Annotated in this window: 17 protein-coding genes; 9 read left to right on the top strand and 8 right to left on the bottom strand. The window is 68.0% G+C overall.

Going from position 1 to position 17,039, the window contains the following annotated elements; all coding sequences use genetic code 11:
• Positions 1-5: 5 nt before the first annotated feature.
• The 6 genes from BM310_RS08020 to BM310_RS07995 form a co-directional block, all read right to left on the bottom strand.
• Complete coding sequence (locus tag BM310_RS08020) at positions 6-1,709, bottom strand: ATP-binding protein (protein ID WP_089806290.1); 1,704 nt, start codon at positions 1,707-1,709, stop codon at positions 6-8.
• Complete coding sequence (locus BM310_RS08015) at positions 1,706-2,311, bottom strand: hypothetical protein (protein WP_089806288.1); 606 nt, start codon at positions 2,309-2,311, stop codon at positions 1,706-1,708. The genes BM310_RS08020 and BM310_RS08015 overlap by 4 nt, the downstream gene beginning before the upstream one ends.
• A gap of 43 nt (positions 2,312-2,354) precedes the next feature.
• Positions 2,355-3,395, bottom strand: coding sequence for a hypothetical protein (locus BM310_RS08010; protein WP_089806286.1), 1,041 nt, complete (start codon positions 3,393-3,395; stop codon positions 2,355-2,357).
• A gap of 15 nt (positions 3,396-3,410) precedes the next feature.
• Positions 3,411-4,535 carry a hypothetical protein gene (locus tag BM310_RS08005; protein ID WP_143105129.1) on the bottom strand — a complete coding sequence of 375 codons (1,125 nt, stop codon included), beginning with the start codon at positions 4,533-4,535 and terminating at the stop codon, positions 3,411-3,413.
• Between the two features lie 155 nt (positions 4,536-4,690).
• Positions 4,691-5,107 carry a methylated-DNA--[protein]-cysteine S-methyltransferase gene (locus BM310_RS08000; protein ID WP_089806282.1) on the bottom strand — a complete coding sequence of 139 codons (417 nt, stop codon included), beginning with the start codon at positions 5,105-5,107 and terminating at the stop codon, positions 4,691-4,693.
• Positions 5,108-5,235: 128 nt separating this feature from the next.
• Positions 5,236-5,730: a cupin domain-containing protein gene (locus BM310_RS07995; RefSeq protein ID WP_089806280.1), complete on the bottom strand. Its 495-nt coding sequence runs from the start codon at positions 5,728-5,730 to the stop codon at positions 5,236-5,238.
• Positions 5,731-5,876: 146 nt separating this feature from the next.
• On the opposite strand from BM310_RS07995, the gene BM310_RS07990 reads away from it, so the two are divergent.
• From BM310_RS07990 to BM310_RS07965, 6 genes are read left to right on the top strand one after another with little or no spacing between them, the layout of a single operon-like run.
• Positions 5,877-7,673 carry a vWA domain-containing protein gene (locus BM310_RS07990; protein WP_089806278.1) on the top strand — a complete coding sequence of 599 codons (1,797 nt, stop codon included), beginning with the start codon at positions 5,877-5,879 and terminating at the stop codon, positions 7,671-7,673.
• Entirely contained in the window at positions 7,673-10,060 is a 2,388-nt protein-coding gene (locus BM310_RS07985; RefSeq protein ID WP_089806276.1) for a VWA domain-containing protein, read from the top strand. Before BM310_RS07990 ends, BM310_RS07985 begins: the two co-directional genes overlap by 1 nt.
• Complete coding sequence (locus BM310_RS07980) at positions 10,057-10,662, top strand: hypothetical protein (protein ID WP_089806274.1); 606 nt, start codon at positions 10,057-10,059, stop codon at positions 10,660-10,662. The genes BM310_RS07985 and BM310_RS07980 overlap by 4 nt, the downstream gene beginning before the upstream one ends.
• The gene (locus BM310_RS07975) at positions 10,662-11,789 is read left to right on the top strand and encodes a DUF7502 family protein (RefSeq protein ID WP_245778445.1); all 1,128 of its coding nucleotides are present in this window, start codon (positions 10,662-10,664) and stop codon (positions 11,787-11,789) included. Before BM310_RS07980 ends, BM310_RS07975 begins: the two co-directional genes overlap by 1 nt.
• Positions 11,790-11,796: 7 nt before the next feature.
• Entirely contained in the window at positions 11,797-12,741 is a 945-nt protein-coding gene (locus tag BM310_RS07970; protein WP_089806272.1) for an AAA family ATPase, read from the top strand.
• On the top strand, positions 12,741-13,601 hold the full coding sequence (locus BM310_RS07965) for a DUF58 domain-containing protein (protein ID WP_089806270.1): 861 nt from the start codon (positions 12,741-12,743) through the stop codon (positions 13,599-13,601). Before BM310_RS07970 ends, BM310_RS07965 begins: the two co-directional genes overlap by 1 nt.
• Positions 13,602-13,698: 97 nt before the next feature.
• Here BM310_RS07965 and BM310_RS07960 read toward each other — a convergent pair whose 3' ends face one another.
• Positions 13,699-13,896 (bottom strand): DUF7501 family protein, encoded by a 198-nt coding sequence (locus tag BM310_RS07960; protein WP_089806268.1) that lies wholly within the window; start codon positions 13,894-13,896, stop codon positions 13,699-13,701.
• Positions 13,897-14,099: 203 nt separating this feature from the next.
• Here BM310_RS07960 and BM310_RS07955 point away from each other — a divergent pair, with 203 nt between their 5' ends.
• From BM310_RS07955 to BM310_RS07945, 3 genes are read left to right on the top strand one after another with little or no spacing between them, the layout of a single operon-like run.
• Positions 14,100-15,476, top strand: a complete 1,377-nt coding sequence (locus tag BM310_RS07955) for a TIGR00341 family protein (protein ID WP_089806266.1) — start codon at positions 14,100-14,102, stop codon at positions 15,474-15,476.
• 51 nt (positions 15,477-15,527) lie between these two features.
• Positions 15,528-15,953: an EamA family transporter gene (locus BM310_RS07950; RefSeq protein WP_089806265.1), complete on the top strand. Its 426-nt coding sequence runs from the start codon at positions 15,528-15,530 to the stop codon at positions 15,951-15,953.
• 43 nt (positions 15,954-15,996) lie between these two features.
• On the top strand, positions 15,997-16,557 hold the full coding sequence (locus BM310_RS07945; protein WP_089806263.1) for a thioredoxin family protein: 561 nt from the start codon (positions 15,997-15,999) through the stop codon (positions 16,555-16,557).
• Here BM310_RS07945 and BM310_RS07940 read toward each other — a convergent pair.
• Positions 16,554-17,000 (bottom strand): RNA-binding protein, encoded by a 447-nt coding sequence (locus BM310_RS07940; RefSeq protein ID WP_089806261.1) that lies wholly within the window; start codon positions 16,998-17,000, stop codon positions 16,554-16,556. The two genes, BM310_RS07945 and BM310_RS07940, sit on opposite strands and share 4 nt — an antisense overlap.
• Positions 17,001-17,039 lie beyond the last annotated feature (39 nt).

The following is a 17,039-nucleotide window of genomic DNA, read 5'->3' as shown; positions in this document are numbered from 1 at the left end:
CGCTCTCAGTCACCACCGGCCTCCGCGCCGTCTCCGCCGCCGCCGTCGGAGGACGGTGCCTCGCCGGCGCCGTCGGCGCTCGGGTCCGAAGCGTCGCCGTCGCCGTCGGCGCTCTGCATCAGCTGTCGGACCAGTTCGGCGCCCGACCCACCGCCGTCGCGGCCGCCGGTCGGTTCGTCCAACTCCTCGACCTGTCGTTCGATGTACCGCTTCAGTTCGGGATAGCCTTCGAGGTCCGAGAGCTGTTTTCTGACGCTTGCGACGTACTGGTTGACCGTCTTCGGTTCCGTCGATTCGAGCTGTTCGACGAGGTAGTCCGTCGTGACGGTTATCGGCTCGCGGCCGTCCTCGACGACGCTCTCGATGAGTTCGCGCCTGAGGTCGCTCCCCAGGACGCGGTCTGCGACTTCGGCGGGCGTGTAGCCGGTCGACTTCCGCCCGAGCCGCTCGAAGTCGATGTCGCCCGCGTTGGGCAGCGAGGAGAGCGTCTTCTGCCAAACCTGCGACATCACGCGCTCGTCCGGTTGCGGGATGAACTGCTGAATGGGGAACCGGCGAGTCGCGGCCGGGTCGATGGAGAACGGCATGTTCGTCGCGCCGATGACGAACAGGTTGTCCTCCACGTCGTTCATCTCCTGCAGGAACGCGTTGGTGAGTGACCGCTCGGACCGCTTGAGGTTCTCGTCGCTTCGGTCCGGGATGAGCGTCTCGACTTCGTCGAAAAAAAGGACGACGAACCCCTCGCTCGACAGGTCGTGCGCCTGGTCGAACACCGCCCGGATGTTCTTCTCCGACTCGCCCATGTACTTCGAGACGATGTCGCTCGCCTCGACTTCGAGGAACTTCACGTCTCCGCGGCGCGCCTCGATGTCCGTCTCGTGCTTCGCCTCGTACGCGATGGCCTCCGACACGAGCGTCTTCCCGCACCCGGGCGGGCCGTACAGGAGCATACTCCCGCTCCGAGACGCGAACGTGCCGCCGTACAACTCCTTCATCTGGGCCTGCACGTCGGGGTCGTACAGCGACAGCAGCATCCGAGCCGTCTGCTTGACCGATTCGAGTCCCGCCACGTCCTCCTCGAAACTGACGCTCGGATTCGTCGGTTCGATGTCGACGGTGGGTTCTTCGTCGTCGGACTCGCCGCGGCCGCCGCCCGCGCCTGCCTCGTCCGCACCCCGACTCTGCGTCTTCCGCTCGCGGCGTTGCTCGGCCCACTCACCCTCGTCGACGAATTCGAACTCCGTCTCGGGGGTCACTCTGAGCGTCGAGTAGCCGGACGGATCCATCTCCACGACGGTGAAACTGAAGCCGTCGGGGCCGAACTTCGGAACCTCCTCTATCTCGTGGAGCAGGTACTGCGAGTCCACGAGCGCCGACGTGAGTTGGTCCTCGTCGGTACCGGGAGCGTACAGCTTGGCGGTCGAACAGGCCGGAACGTCGCGAATCGTCGCACTCGAATCCACGAGGCACTTCCGGCCGACGTCGTCGCTACCGCCGAGGATGGGTGCGACGTTCCCGTGGACGTACCCGCGGTTGCGAATCTTGTTCGCGACCCGGTCGTCTTCGGTCTGGACGCGAAAGTACGCGCTCTGTCCGCGGTACGACACCTGCACCACGTCCGTCGAGGGGGAGACTCGGCTTCGCCCGACGCGGACGTGCGAGGTGGGTTCGTTGTCGTTCGTGATGAGTGTGAGTTTCTCTCGGTTCATATCGTTGAGTCTGGGGAGACGTGCTCTACGGTTCGTTTCGCCACTGCGATCAGTTCGCCCGCACCGTCCGCGTCGGTCTCCGGCGGGTCGATCCACTCGCGGGCGGCCGCGACGGTTGCGACGGTTCGACCGACCGCGACGAGGAGTTCCGAGAGTTCTCGCCAGCGAACCGCGGCGCCGGGGCGTGTCGCGGTCCGCAGTCGCTGTTCGATGCGGTCGCAGACGACGGCCGCGCGGCCCGCGTACCGGACCATCGACCGCGAGACGGTGTACCAGTTCGAGATGCCGGGCGGGTCCGACCCGAGCGGAACGACGAGGATGCCGTCGACGGCGTCCGCTCGGCCGACCGCCCGCGCCCGGTCGAACGCCGACCCGCTCGGGTCGGGACGCGACCGCTCGTACACCCGGTCGAGGAGCGTCTCGACCGCGCCGTCGGCGTCGGCCCCCGAGCGACGACTGGACGTCGGCAGCGGAACCGACGCGACGAACTGCGTGGCGACGTCCGAAACCGCCTCGCGCGCGCGGTTCGCACGGCGGTACGGCTCCGGGTCGTCTTCGGGGTACGCTCGTCGCTCGGCGACGGCGGACGCCTGTCGCTCCACGTGTGCGACACCTCGGAGAAACGACGAGGCACGCATCGGCGGGTCAGTTCACTTCTTCGGCGACGGTGGCCTGTTCCGCGAGGCTGCCCCCGGTCTGGAGCGTCTCCGCGTCCTCGGTCGTCTGTTGGAACGTCTCCGACCCGAACAGGTCCTCTGCGAACTCGTCGCCGGACTGCTCCTGCATGTGCGTCTCGGTCGGGACGGTGTTCCCGATGGTGCTGACGAGGTTCTTCAGCGCGTCGAGTTGGTCGAGGACGCCGGTGATGTCTGTGTTCTTCTGGACGACCAGTTCGCGCATCTCGTTGGACTTCACCGACAGGACTTCCTGGAGATGTTCGAGTTGCTCGATGACGTCACCCAACTGTTCGGTCTTCGTCGCGTCGGTGATCTCGTTCTCCATCGCGGTGACGTTGTTCTCGTACGTGTGGTACTTCTCGCGCAGGTCGACGAATCGCTCGTGCTCCTCCGGCGGGAGGTCCGAGGGGAGTCGCCCGTCCAGCAGTGCGCCGATCTCCTGTTTGTACTCGTTGGCCTTCTGCTGGTTCTTCTCGATTATCTCTCGGCGGTTCTGGTCGGATCCCCGCTCTTCGAGGCGCTCTTTGGCCTTCTCGACCTGTTCGACCGCCGTCTCGATGCGGTTGGCGCAGGCGTCGACCGTCGCCGCCCAGTTGTTGATCATGGGCGCGTCGGTGCTCTCGACGTCGTCGAGGGCGCTGAGAACCGTCACCTCCTTGCCCTCGACGTCGAGGATGTTCTCCGAGGCGAAGAACTCGACGAGTGCCTCAGACTCCCACTCGGTGGTCGTCGAGGTGTTGTCGCTCTCCGTGACGGCCTCCACCACGTCGGTGCGAGAGAGCGACGCGCTTCCGGCCTCGTCCATCGAGAGAACGTCGCCCAGACGGGCGCCGACCATCTCGCCGATGACCGGTTCCCAGTTCCCCACCATGTCCTCGTCCTCGTTCCGTTCGACTATCGACGCCTCCAGTCGAACGGGCTCTTTGTCCCCCGTGGTCGTCTTCGGTTGCGCGATGACGAACGTCCCGTACTCGGTCTCTTTTCTGTTGAATGAATCGAAGTTGTTCATGCTGTGTCGGTTGTGTCACTCGGTCTCGAACGCTGCGTTGGCCCGTTCCGCCGCCGCCTCCCGGATTTGGTCTCGTACGTGCGCGTTCCCGGCCTCCGTCGACGCCAGATGTAACTCGTCGAGTTCCGCGTCGACGTCCTCCATCACACTGGACGGCGTCGCCGCCCCCCCATTCGCCATCGACTGTCGAACGAGGTCCGACGCGTAGTCCTCGACCACCTCCGATAGCGGGTCCGCGTGGACGGCGACGCCGTCTCGCACGCGGATGTCGTATCCGGATTCGAGGTTCTCGCGAACGCTGTTCAACACCCTCGTCTCCGACAGCGTGTCGTCGTGGACGGTCCGCGAGGCATCCAGCACCGACGACACGTCTGTGACGCGGGTTTCGACGAGGCTGTCGTACTCGTCACGGGGCATCGCGTACCCGGCGTCCTCGAAAGCCTCGACGACGTCGTCGGAGATCTCCTTCGTGACCCCCCGCGTGAACTCGTCGAGGGCCGAACAGACCAGGTACTCGCCGTCCAAATCGACGATGTAGCCCTCGCTCTGCAGGTAGTTGATCACGTCGGACGTCGCCGAAACGGCGATGGCGTCCTCCAACTGCTCGTGTGAAATCTTCCCGGAGAAGCTCTTCGTCTCCAGTTTGTCGGTCAGTCCGGGTTCGTCCGTCTCCTCCTCGAGGTAGCCGCCCACCGTGAAGTATTCGCGGTTCCCCGCGGCGATTCGCATCACGAACCGTCGGTTCCTGAGTTCGCGGGTGAAGAACGCCAGGTCGTCGTGAGCGATGTCGAACGCGTCGCGGATGGCCTCCGCGGTGACGACCATCTGCGTGCGAAAGAGCGTCGTCAGCGTACTCATTATCTGCTTCTCCAGACCACCGCCCCCGAACGGGGAGATGTAGTACGCTCGCGGACGCAACCGTTCGAACTCGAACGCGTCGTCCGCGGCGAGGTCCGACAACGTCTCTTCGATGCTGGACGCCGTCACCGAACCGGCCTTCAGCATACTCTTGTCGGCGGACTCGTACTCCGACTGTATTCGGTCCTTCGCACGGTCCACGTAGAGAAACCCGCAGTTGTCCTGCGCGATCTCTCCGCAGATATCCGAGAGCACATCTCTATCGACGGGCCGGACTGGCATCGGTTCACTAACAAGTTTGTCCGGTATAAAATGTTTCTGTTAGAATGGAATATATGCGCAGATGATACGTCGGCGCGGGCCGAATCCCCCCGACGGGCCACCAGACCTGACACCGCCCCGCCGGCGCGGCGGACCCGGCCCGGGTTCCTCCCGCGCTACTCGAACGCCGCGAGTTCCGTCTGCCGACCCGACGCCTCGGCGGCCAGCAACCGTCGCTTCTGCTCGACGCCGCCCTCGCCCGAGAACCCGACGAGGCTCCCGTCCGCGCCGACGACGCGGTGGCAGGGGACGACGAGGGGTACCGGGTTCCGCCCGCAGGCCTGCCCGACGGCGACGGGACTCGTCTCGAGCGCCGCCGCGAGTTCGCCGTACGTCCGCGTCTCGCCGTACGGTATCTCCGACATCGCCCGCATCACCCGACCGGTGAACGAGTCGGGGTACGCGACCGAGAGGTCGAACGCCGTCCGATCGCCGCGTTCGTACTCGCGGACCTGCGCTCGAATCGTCTCCTCGTCGGCGTCGAGGTACGACTCGTCCAGTTCCAGCCCCGTCCCGTCTAGCTCCACGCGCATGTGAGAGGCTACGACGCGCGGGGCCATAACTGGGCCTGACGCGAACCCGTTTCGCCGTCGCCGGCGCGTCGGTGTCGACGCCGACGCCGATGTCGCCACCGACACCGACCGCCGGAGGCGACGAGCGCTCAGTCGTCGTCGGGGCCGGCGCCGAACCGCCGGACTTCCGCTCCGCACGCCGCACAGGAGAGGACGTACACCTCGCCGTCGGCCGTCTCGACGGCCTCGTGCGTCCGGCCGGTCACCGCGCCGCAGGCGGGGCACTCCTCGGCTATCTCCGCGCCGTCGGCGTCCTTCGGCGCGCCGACGGCCAGGACGCGCGCCGTCTCGTCGCCGTCGTTGTGCGCGCGATTCTTCTCTCCCGGCGCGACGAACACGGCGTCCCCGCTCTCGGCGCGGACGGTCCCCTCCTCCGTCTCGACGGCGATGGCTCCCGCGAGGACGTAGAACAGTTCCTCGTGGTCCGGGTGGGAGTGGTACCCCCACGGAATCTGCTCGCCCGGGCGAACCTCGTAGACGTTGAATCCGAACGCCTCCGCGCCCACCGCTTCGTCGACCTCTTTCTTCCCGCTCGTCGGGTTCGGCGTGTCGGGCAGGTCCGACACGGACACTCGTTCGACCATCTCGGTCGGACCGTCCCACCGAGGCGAGTAACGCCTTTCCCTCCCGGCACGCGAGACCGTAGCACATTCGCCGGTTCGTGAACGTTCGTTGCACCTGTCGCCCAATTGGAAAAGACCCAATAGGCGTGCGGTCCGCTACTCTGTCGATGGCCCTCTCCGACGTCTTTCTCACCCCGCTGGGATTCGCCGCCCTCGCGGCCGCGATTCCCATCATCATCCTGTATCTCATCCGCCCGGACCCGCGGACGATTCAGTTCCCCACCTTCCGGTTTCTCACCGAGGACCGACGCGAGGACCAGTCGAACCCCGTGTTCGAGCGACTCAAGCGGAGCGTGCTGTTGCTGCTGCAACTGCTCGCGATACTGCTGTTCGCGACGGCTCTCGCCACGCCGTACGCCCCCGTCTCGGAGTCCTCGACGGTGGAGGAGACGGTGCTGGTCGTCGACGCCAGCGCCAGCATGACCGTCCAGTCCGGCGGCGAGACGCGGTTCGCCCGCGCCGTCGACGAGGCGGAGACGGCCGTCACCGGCACCACCTCCGTCGTCGTCGCCGGGGCGAACCCGACAGTGGAACTCCGCGGCGGCCCGCCGGACGAGGCGCGGAGCGTCCTCTCGGGCCTGTCGCCGACGGCCGCGGCCGGTGACCTCCGCTCGGCCATCTCCACGGCGTCGTCCATCGCGGGCGAGGAGTCCCGCATCGTCGTCGTGAGCGACTTCGCCGACGACGGCGCGTGGCAGGACGCCGTCCGCGTCGCCCGCGCCCGCGGCCTCTCGGTCGAACTCCGGCAGTTCGCCGCCGGCGGCGAGGGCAACGTCGGCGTCGTCGACCGGTCGTTCTCCGGCAACGAGGTGACGGTGGCCGTGAAGAACTACGGCAACGCCTCGGTGACGCGGACCGCCTCGCTCGGCGGGCAGGAGAAGTCGCTGTCGCTCGGTCCGGGCGACGTTCGGTCGCTGACGTTCGAGATACCCGCAAGCGGCGGGACCGTTCGGCTCTCGCCGGGCGACGACTTCCCGACGGACGACGTCTCGTACGTCGCCGCGCCGTCGGACGCCGTCGTGGACGTCCTCGTGGTGACGAACGACGAGAACCGCTACCTCACGACGGCGCTGTCGGTCATCGACAGCGTCGAACTCACCGTGACCAACCCGCCGACGCCGGTGAGCGGCGACTACGACGTGGTCGTCTACTCGAACGTGAACGCCGAGCGTCTGCTCTCCAGCCATCTGGAGGCGGGCCGCGAGGCGGTCCAGAACGGCGGGGGCGTCGTCGTGCAGGCACAGGACCCGATGCCGACGCGGTACGGCGACCTGCTCCTCGTCTCGCCGAACGGCACCGCGACGAACCCGACGCTCGCCCAACCGGCCGAGACCGAACTGACGCGGAACGTCGACTTCCCGCCGCCGGAACTGTACGTCAGGGGCGAACTCCGCGACGGCCGCCCGGTGGTGCGGACGGCAGACGGGACGCCGCTGATAGCCACCGCCCAGCGCGGCGAGGGCCGAATCCTCTACTACGGCTACATCGAGGACTCCTCGTCGTTCAAGTACAACTATCAGTACCCGGTGTTCTGGAAGCGCGCCGTCTACGACCTGGCGGGTCGGCCGCCGCTCTCGGAGTTGAACGTCGAGACGGGGACCCGACTGTCGTTCGGCAACGAGACGGCCATCACGACGCCGGACGGCGCGGTCACGGCCTCGTCGATTCGCCTCGACGACGCCGGGTTCTACGAGGCCGGCGGGACGCGGTACAGCGCGTCGCTCCTGAGCGAACCCGAGTCGGCCGTCGTCGCCCCGGACATCGAGGCGGCGGGCAACGGGAGCGTGGCGACGCGCGAGGAGGAGCGGACCGTCCCCGACCCGCTGACCGAGTGGGTCGCACTCGCCGTCGTCGGCGGACTCGTGCTCGAAGTCGCCTACCTGCGCAGACGGGGTGACCTCTGATGGTCGGCTTCGGACTCCCCTCGGGGTCGGCCGTCGGCTACGAACTCCCGTCGGGGCTGACCGTCGGGCTGGAGCGACCGCTGTTCCTGCTCGCGTTCCCCGTCGGCGTCGCCCTGCTGTGGGCGCTCGTCTGGTACCGCGCGTCGGGGACGGCCTCGACGCGGAGTCGGCGGTGGTTCTTCGCCGTCCGCGTCTTCACCGTCCTCCTCCTCGTCGTCGCGGCGGCGGGGCCGTACACGGTCCAGTCCACCGAGACGCTCGGCGACCCCCGCGTGAACCTCCTCGTGGACCGCTCCGACAGCACCGGGGTCGCCCCGCAGCGTGCGGACCGCCTCGCGTCGGCCGTCGAAGAGGCGGGCGTACCGGTGACGACGACGACCATCGCCAGCGGCGACGCCTCGCCCGTCGGGGACGGCGTGGCCGCGAACCTCCGCGAGAACGGGAGCGTCCTCCTCCTCTCGGACGGCCGGGTGACGGAGGGGCGGTCGCTCCCCGAGGTGACGGAACTCGCCCGGTCGCTGAACGCCACCGTCTCCGTCGTCTCGCCGGAACCGGCCGAGACGGAGCGGTACGTGACCGTCAACGGCCCCTCGAAGACGAGCGTCGGCGTCGAGAGCACGTTCCTCGTCAGCGTCGGCGGCGTCGAGATAGACTCGCCGACGGAGGTGACCGTCGAGGTGGACGGCGAGCAGGTGTTGGAGACGACGATACGGAACGCCAGCGCCGCGCGGGAGTTCTCGTACACGTTCTCGGAGACGGGGACGCACCGCGTGACCGCCGAAATCTCCTCGGTGGACGAGTTCGACCAGAACGACGCCTTCCGCAAGACGGTCCGCGCCGTGGACCGGCCGACCGTCCTGTACGTCGCAGAGCGGTCGTACCCGTTCGAGAGCTACCTGCGTGAGGTGTACGACGTGGAACGGCGCTCGTCGGTGCCGGAGGACCTCTCGCCGTACTACGCCGTCGTGATGCAGGACATGCCCGCGGGGCGCGTCGGCGACGTCGACGCCCTGCAGGAGTTCGTCATCGACGGCAACGGGTTGCTCGTCGTCGGCGGGCCGAACTCCTTCGAGAACGGCGACTACGAGAGTTCGTCGCTGGCGTCGATGCTCCCCGTCACCACCGGCGAGGGGACGGGACAGTCCACGAACATCGTCCTCGCCGTCGACGTCTCCGGGAGCGCGCAGGGCGGCATGCGCGTCCAGAAGGCCGTCGCCCTCTCGGCGCTGGAGCAACTCGGCGACGAGAACGAAGTCGGTATCGTCGGATTCAACCAGCGCGCCTACCGCGTCGCCGACAGGCGACCGCTCGGACCCAACCGCGAGCAACTGTCCGACCAGGTTCGGCGACTGCAGGCGGGCGGCGCGACGGACATCGCCGGCGGCCTGCGCGGGGCGGGCGAGATGCTCGGCGACGACCCGGGGACGGTCATCCTCATCAGCGACGGGCACGACCGACCCGAGGCGTCCATCAGTTACGCCAACCGCCTCCGCTCGCAGGGCAAGCGCGTCATCGCCATCGGCGCGGGGCAGAACCCCAACGAGGGGAACCTCCGCGCCATCGCCCGCGCCTCCGGCGGGAGCTACTTCCGCGCGACGGAGACGAACCGCCTCAACATCCTGTTCGGCGGGTCGCAGTCGTACGAGGGCGAGGGGCTCACCATCGTGGACCCGAACTCCTTCATCACCTCGGGCGTGCGCCTGACGGCGAACCCCGGTTCGAGCAACGACGTCTCCATCCGGCGGGGCGCGGAGTTCCTCGTCGCCACCGAGGACGGGTCGCCCGCCGTCGCCACGTGGCGCTACGGCCTCGGGCGCGTCGCCACCATCACGACGTACGGCGCAGACGGCAGCCTCGACGGCCTCCTCGGCCGGCCGGACTCGCTGCTCCTGACGAAGTCCACGAACTACGTCATCGGCGACCCCGAGCGGAAGGCGACGGGCATCGTCGGCATCCCCGACACCCGCGTCGGGTCCCCGACGACGGTGACGTACCGCGGGACCGAACGGCCGTCCGTCGAGAGCGTGTCGTTCCGACAGGTCGGCGACGAGACGTTCCGAGCGACGGTGACGCCGGACGAAGTCGGCTACCACGAGGTGCTCGACGCGGCCTACGCCGCCAACTACCGCGAGGAGTACGCCGCGTTCGGCCCCGACCCGGCGCTCTCGGACCTCGCGGAGGGAACCGGCGGCCGGGAGTTCACCGCGAGTCAGGGGCAGGCGATAGCCGAGTTCACCCGCGAGCAGTCCCGGCGGGTGCGCTCGGTCCGCACCGACTGGACGTGGCTCCTGTTGGTGGTCGCACTCGCGTCGTTCACCCTCGACGTCGTCTACCGGCGGGTTCAAGTCCGTCGGAGCAGTACCGCGGGTGAAGGAGGCCTGACATGAGCTTCATCGGCCGCCCCATCAACCTCGCCGTCGTCGCCGTCGTCGCCCTCCTCCTCGCGGGAACCGTCGGCGCGACGGTCGTCTATCAGTCGTCGGCGAGCGACCTGGAGGCGCAGAACGAGCAGTTGCGCGACCGGAACGAGGAGCTTCGCCAGGAACTGGAGAACGCGCGAACCGAACTGCAGATACTCCGGGAACGCGTCGCGGACCTGAACCAGAGCCTCCAGCAGACGGAGGGGGACGTGGGGCAGGTCGCCTCCGAGTTGGAGTCGACGGAACGGCTGCTGAACCAGACGCAGAGCGAACTGGAGGAGACCGAGGCGTCGCTGCAGGAGAGCCGCGACCAGTTGGAGGCCGTCCGCGAGAACCTCGACGAGGCGCGGAGCACCATCTCGGACCTCGAAGACCGGGTGAGCGAACTCGAACAGGAGAACGAGGAGCTAGAGAGCAGCGTGTCGGACCTCGAAGACGAGAACCAGGACCTCTCCGAGCGAGTGGACGACCTGCAGGACGAGAACGGCGACCTGCGTGACGACCTCGACTCGGTGTGTGACGACCTGGCCGACGCGCAAAACGGCTCCGTCCCGTCGGAGTGTCGCTGATGAGCGACGAACCCGACGAACGAGAGTTCGACGAGGACGCGGGGTTCGACGTGACCCTCGGCGGCGAGACGGACGGCGACTCCGGAACCGACCCGGACGCCGCCGACGCGCGGGAGACGGACGCAGTGGACGCCGCCCCGGGGACCGACCCGGACCCGGCGACCGACGGCGAGAGCGGGGACCGGACGGCCGCGAGGGACGCCGACCCCGTCGAGACGGACGCCGCGGCCGCCGAGACGGACAACTCGACGCTCCGGATGCGCGCGGCCCTCGCGGAGGTCCGCCGCGAGGGGCGGAAGGTGGCGTTCCTCTACGCCGCCCTCGACGCCGCCCTCGTCGCCCTCGCGGTCAACCTCCTGCTCCGCCTGTTCCGGCCGGAGTCGCTGGCCGCGGCGATTCGGCTCCCGGCGTCCGTCGCCGGGACGGCCGGCGTCGTCCCGCGGACGATTCACGGCGCGTCGCTGGTCGGCCTCGCCCTCGGCGTCGTCGCGTTCGGCGCGGAGTTCCTCCTGCGGACGCGACGACCCCTCGTCGAGCAGTTCGAGTCGGCCAACCCGTCGGTGCGGGAGGCGCTCCGAACCGCGCGCGACAGCGTGGACCACGGCGCGAACTCGGCGATGGCCCGCCGCCTCTACGAGGACGTCCTCGACGGTCTGCGCGGCACGTCGAGTTTCGAACTCGTCGGCACCCGTCGCGTCGTCGTCACCGCGTTGCTCGTCGTCGTCGTCAGCCTCGCCAGCATCCAGGTCGCCGTCGTGGGCCTCGACCTGACCGACACGTTCGACGGCGGCGGCGACGACGGCCCGCAGGGTCGACCCACCGAAGACCCGAGCGACGAGGACGAGGAACTCCGCGACGGCGAGCAGATTCTCGGCGACGCCGAGAACGTCTCCGCCGGCGACGAGAGCATCAACGCCTCCGTCCAGGGGACCGGAAGCGGCGAGGGGCAGGGCGGGTCGACCGCTCCGCCCTCCGCCTACGACGACGGCGGGTTCGCCGACGCGGCCGTCGAGAGCCAAGAGGCGGGCTACGCCGAGGCCGAGAACGTCGAGGACGCCGACCTCATCAGGGAGTACAACTTGCAGATACGCGAGCGAGACGACGAAGACGACGAAGACGACACCTGAGACGACAATGGCACCAGACGACATCGACCGAGTGCAGGAGAAACTGTCCCGCGTCCGCGGCGAGATAGCGAAGCGAATCGTCGGCCAGTCGGAGGTGGTAGAGCGACTGCTGGTCTGCATCCTCTGCGACGGCAACGCCCTGCTGGAGTCGAACCCGGGCCTCGGGAAGACGACGCTGGTGCGGACGATGGCCGAGGTGACGGACCTCTCCTTCTCCCGCATCCAGAACACGCCGGACCTCATGCCGTCGGACATCACGGGGACCGAGATAATCCGCGAGTCCGCGGAGGGGCGGGAGTTCGTGTTCGAGAAGGGGCCGGTGTTCGCCAACATCGTCCTCGCCGACGAGATAAACCGCGCGACGCCGAAGACGCAGGCCGCACTGCTGGAGGCGATGCAGGAACAGCAGGTGACGGCGGCCGGCGCGACGTACGAACTTCCCCGGCCGTTCTTCGTCCTCGCGACGCAGAACCCCATCGACCAGGGCGGCACCTACCCGCTGCCGGAGGCGCAGACGGACCGCTTCCTGATGAAGATCGTCGTGGACTACCCCACGGAGGACGAGGAGTTCGAGATAGTGAACCGCTACACCGGCGAGGTCGAGGCGCCCGACGTCGAACGCGTCTTCGGGCGCGAGGAACTCCAGCGCGCACAGGAGTACGTCCGACAGACGCCCATCGCGGACGACATCCGGGACCGGACGGTCAGACTGGTCCGCTCGACGCGCGAGGCCGAGATGGTCGAGTACGGGGCGAGTCCGCGGGCGAGCATGGGTCTCGTCCTCGCGGCGAAGGCCAGCGCGTTCCTCGCGGGTCGCTCGCACGTCAGTTGGGAGGACGTGGTCGACATGGCCCCGCCCATCCTCAGACACCGCATCCTGCTGGACTTCCGCGCCGAACGCGAGGGGACGACGCCGGACGACGCGGTCCGACAACTCGTCGACCAAGCATAATGACCATCGACCCGGACTTCTTCGCCGAACTGGAGCGGTTCGACGCCTCGCTGAAGCGCATCTCCGAGGACGTCCAGCAGGGCGAACAGGAGTCCCGGAGCGTCGGCGAGGGGTTGACGTTCAGCGACTACCGCCGGTACTCGCCGGGCGACGACACCCGTCTCATCGACTGGCGCGTGTACGCCCGGACCGAGGAGTTCTACGTCAAGCAGTTCGAGGAGGAGCGAAACCTCACCGTCCACGTCCTCGTGGACACCTCGGCGTCGATGGACTTCGGCGAGGGCGACGCCCACAAGTTCGAGTTCGGCGCCAAGATCGGACTGGGCTTCGCCTACCTCACCGTCGAGGAGAACAACGACTTCCGCTTCTCGACGTTTCTGGACCGGCCGACGCGCCTCGACACCGGACGGTCGAACCACGGCGACCTGCTGCGCGTCGTGGACCTGTTGAACGAGGCGGAGTTGGCCGGAAGCGCCGACCTCGTCGGCGCCATGGAGGAGTACGCCAGCACCATCCACTCCCGTTCGCTGGTCGTCGTCGTCAGCGACTTCCTCACCGACCCCGACGACGTGGAGTCCGCCGTGGCGGCCCTCGGTGACAACGACGTCATCCTCGTCCAGACGCTCGCGCCGGAGGAACTCGACCCCGACGTGACGGGCGACACCATCTTCGAGGACCCCGAGTCGGGCGACTCCCGCCGGTCGTACTTCGGCGGGGCGTTGGCCGGTCAGTACCACGACCGACTGGAGTCGCACGTCGAAGCCATCTCCGACCGGGCGACGACGCTCCGCGCGGACCACGTCCTCGTGAACTCCGGGTCGGACTTCTTCGACGCCTTCGCCGACGTGTGGGTCGGCTAGGGGACGCGAGTCCCGGCATCGGTGCGCCCCGTTCAGCGGCAGTGTCGGTTTCTCGCGTCCCGCCCGGTCGAGTCCTGCTCGGAGACCAGGGGTCCGACTACCCGGACCACTCGCCGCGCATGTCGTCGGCGACGGACGTGCGCCACGTCTCGAACCCGCTCTCGCAGACGGGACTGTCGTCGAGGTGTTCGACGAACCCCGCGCCCGGGTCGGCCAACTCCGTCATGCAGAACGGACAGCGGTCCGGGTCGTCCCACGAGTACGCTATCTCCGACGGCGGTTCTGACTGAGACATACTGGCACTAATGCGCCCCCAGAGTCATAAAATGTTCGCACAGTAGCAGAGATAGGTTGCTAACGTCATCTTCTGAGGGAAAAGAGCGTTAGAAAGTAAACCTCTCCTCGGCGGCGGACGGACCGAGGAGGCGTGCCGAACGTCGGTACGGGCTGACACGACGGCAAGACGACTTAACCGTCGTTCGCTCGTTGGAAGTGGGAGTGAGGTTAGTCCGGACGCTCATCCACGAAGACGACCGAGACGGCGTCGTCGACGTCCTCGAGTCCGAGAACATCGACTACATCGTCTACCGGGAGGCCAGCGGTCGCAGCGACCTGTTCGTCGTCGAGTTCCCGATACCCGAACAGGCCGTCGAAATCGTCTTCGAGAAGTTCGACGCGGCCGGCCACGACGAACACGCGTTCACCGTCGTCTCCGACGCCACGTCGGCGCTCTCGGAGAACATGGGCGAGGTGGAAGAGCGGTTCGTGGTCGGAGAGGAAGAGGACAGCAGCATCGCCGTCGAGGAACTCCGGTCGCAGGCGCTCAGCCTCCTCCCAGACGCGTTCACCTTCTACACGCTGACCGCGCTCAGCGCCATCGTCGCGACGGCCGGCCTCCTCCTCGACGCGCCGGCGCTGGTCGTCGGGTCGATGGTCATCGCGCCGCTGGTCGGGTCCGCGCTGACCGCCAGCGTCGGCACGGTGCTCACCGAACGCGAGATGATTCTGGAGGGGTTCAAGACGCAGTTGCTCGGCCTCGGCCTCGCCATCCTCGGCTCCGCGGCGTTCGGGTTGGCCCTCAAGAGCGGCGTGCTGTTGCCGCCCTCGTTACGCCCGTCGACGACCGCACAGATAGCCCAGCGAATCTCGCCGGGGTTGCTCTCCCTCGTCATCGGCGTCTGCGCGGGCGCCGCGGGCGCCGTGGGGATAGCGACCGGCATCTCCGCCGCGCTGGTCGGCGTCATGATAGCGGCGGCGCTCATCCCCGCCGCCGCCGCCGTCGGCATCGGTATCGTCTGGGGACAGCCCTCCATCGCGCTCGGGGCGTTCGTCCTCCTCGTCGTGAACGCCGCGTCGATACACGTCTCGGGCGTCGCCGTCTTCTGGTACCTCGGCTACCGCCCCGACGCGTGGGACGCGGACGACCTGTTCGCGAACGTCTCGCTCCGGCGGTTCGGGTCGTCCATCGCCGTCGCCGTCGCCCTCCTCGTCCTGTTCGCCGCCGCCGGCGGCGTGCTGTCGACGCACATCGGGTTCGAACGGGACGCGAACGTCGCCGTCGAGGAGACGCTCGACCGAGGGGGGTACGAGGACCTGGAACTCGTGGGCGTGCAGGCCGGGTTCAACCCGGGGCCGCCGTTCGCGGAGTCCCAAGCCGTGACCGTCACCGTCCGGACGCCGGCCGACGAGACGTATCCGGACCTGTCCCGGCGCATCAGAGACCGGATAACGTCGAAGACCGACCGGGAGCCGACGGTGACCGTCGAGTTCGTCGACAGCCAGCGGTTCCCGCCGGAGACGCAACGGGACAGTCAGTCGCGCGTCGCCGCCCCCGCCGGGACGACGGCCGGTGCCCCGCGCGTCGCCGCCGGGTAGGCCGACGCAGGTCGAAACGGTCAACTCTGGGCCCCCGCAACCACGACACCGATGAACTATCTCCCGTGGGCCGTCCTCGCCCTCGTCGCCTACGCGTTCGTCTCGCCGTTGATGAGTGTCGCGACGACGGGGTCGCCGAAGATTCCGAGCAACGTCGCGGCGTTGATGGCCAACTCCCTCCTCGTCGTCGGCACGGCGGCCATCGTCGTCTACAACGACGCCGACGCCCTCTCGTACCTGACGCACCCGAAGGCGAAGTTCGTCTTCGCGGCGGGCGTCTGCCTCACCGTCGGCATCCTCGCGTACTACCGCGCCCTGTCGATGGGCCCCGTGAGCATCGTCTCGCCCATCTTCGGGATGTTTCTCGTGCTCAGTTCCGTCATCGGCATCGCCTTCCTGAACGAGTCGCTCACCGCGCGGAAAGCCGTCGGCATCGGACTGGCCCTCGTCGCCATCTACCTCGTCAGCGTCGAGTAGCCGAGTAACGACTTTCCCCCTCAAGGCCGTAGTGCACCGCGAGATGGTACTGACGGAATCCGACTCGAAACTGTCGCAGGGCGACGCCGCCCCGGAGTTCTCGCTGCCGGGAACCGACGGGGAGACGTACACGCTCGACTCGTTCGCCGAGTACGACGCGTTGCTCGTCGTCTTCACCTGCAACCACTGCCCGTACGCGCAGGCGAAGTTCGACGAACTGAACTACCTCGCGCGGACGTACGACGAACTCGCCGTCGTCGGCATCAACCCGAACGACGCGGCGGAGTACCCCGACGACTCCTTCGACCGGATGCAGGAACTGGTCGAGGACGGGACGATTCAGTACACCGCCTACCTCCGCGACGAGTCGCAGGCGGTGGCGCGCGAGTACGGCGCGGTGTGCACGCCCGACCCGTTCCTGTTCGAGAACGTCGGCGACGACTTCGAACTCCGGTTCCACTCGCGCATCGACGACGCGATGACGCCCGACGAGGAAGTGACCGACTACGAGATGCGGACGGCCGTCGAAGCGGTCATCTCCGGCGACGAGATACCCGTCTCGGAGACGCCGTCGCAGGGCTGTTCCATCAAGTGGAAGGACTAATCCTCCTCGGCCAACTCCGACGCCTGTGACAGGGCCTCACGGGCGTTCTCGACGGCCGCCTCCTTCTTCGCCGGGTAGGCTTCGACCTTCGCCCGGAACGTGATTCCCTCGCCGAGTCGGGTCTCGCCCCGGAAGGCGGCCTGCTTGTCCAGTCGCGTGAACAGTTCGGTGTTCTCGGTGACGCGTTCGTCGAGTTCGGCCAGCAGGCTCTCGAAGTCCGGGCTCTCCGCCAGCGTCGCGAGGACGTGACGCACCGCGTCGGCGCGTTCGGCGCGCGCGGAGAACACCACGATTCGGTCGCCGTGGTGGCCGGTGTTCTCGACGCGTTCGACTTCGAACTCCTCGGGGAGGAAGTGTCGGAGCGCGGCTTCGACGCGCTTCTCGTCTTCGGTCTCGTAGCAGAACGTCCGCAGGTCTACGTAGTGGAACGGGACGCGTGGCATCTCTGTGCCGCGTTTGCACCCCGGCGGAAAAAAGGCCGT

It is taken from the genome of Halogeometricum rufum, from assembly GCF_900112175.1.
Taxonomy (GTDB): Archaea; Halobacteriota; Halobacteria; order Halobacteriales; family Haloferacaceae; genus Halogeometricum; species Halogeometricum rufum.
The sequence above is the reverse complement of the archived record's forward strand: the minus strand, read 5'-3'. Positions and strand labels throughout refer to the sequence as shown.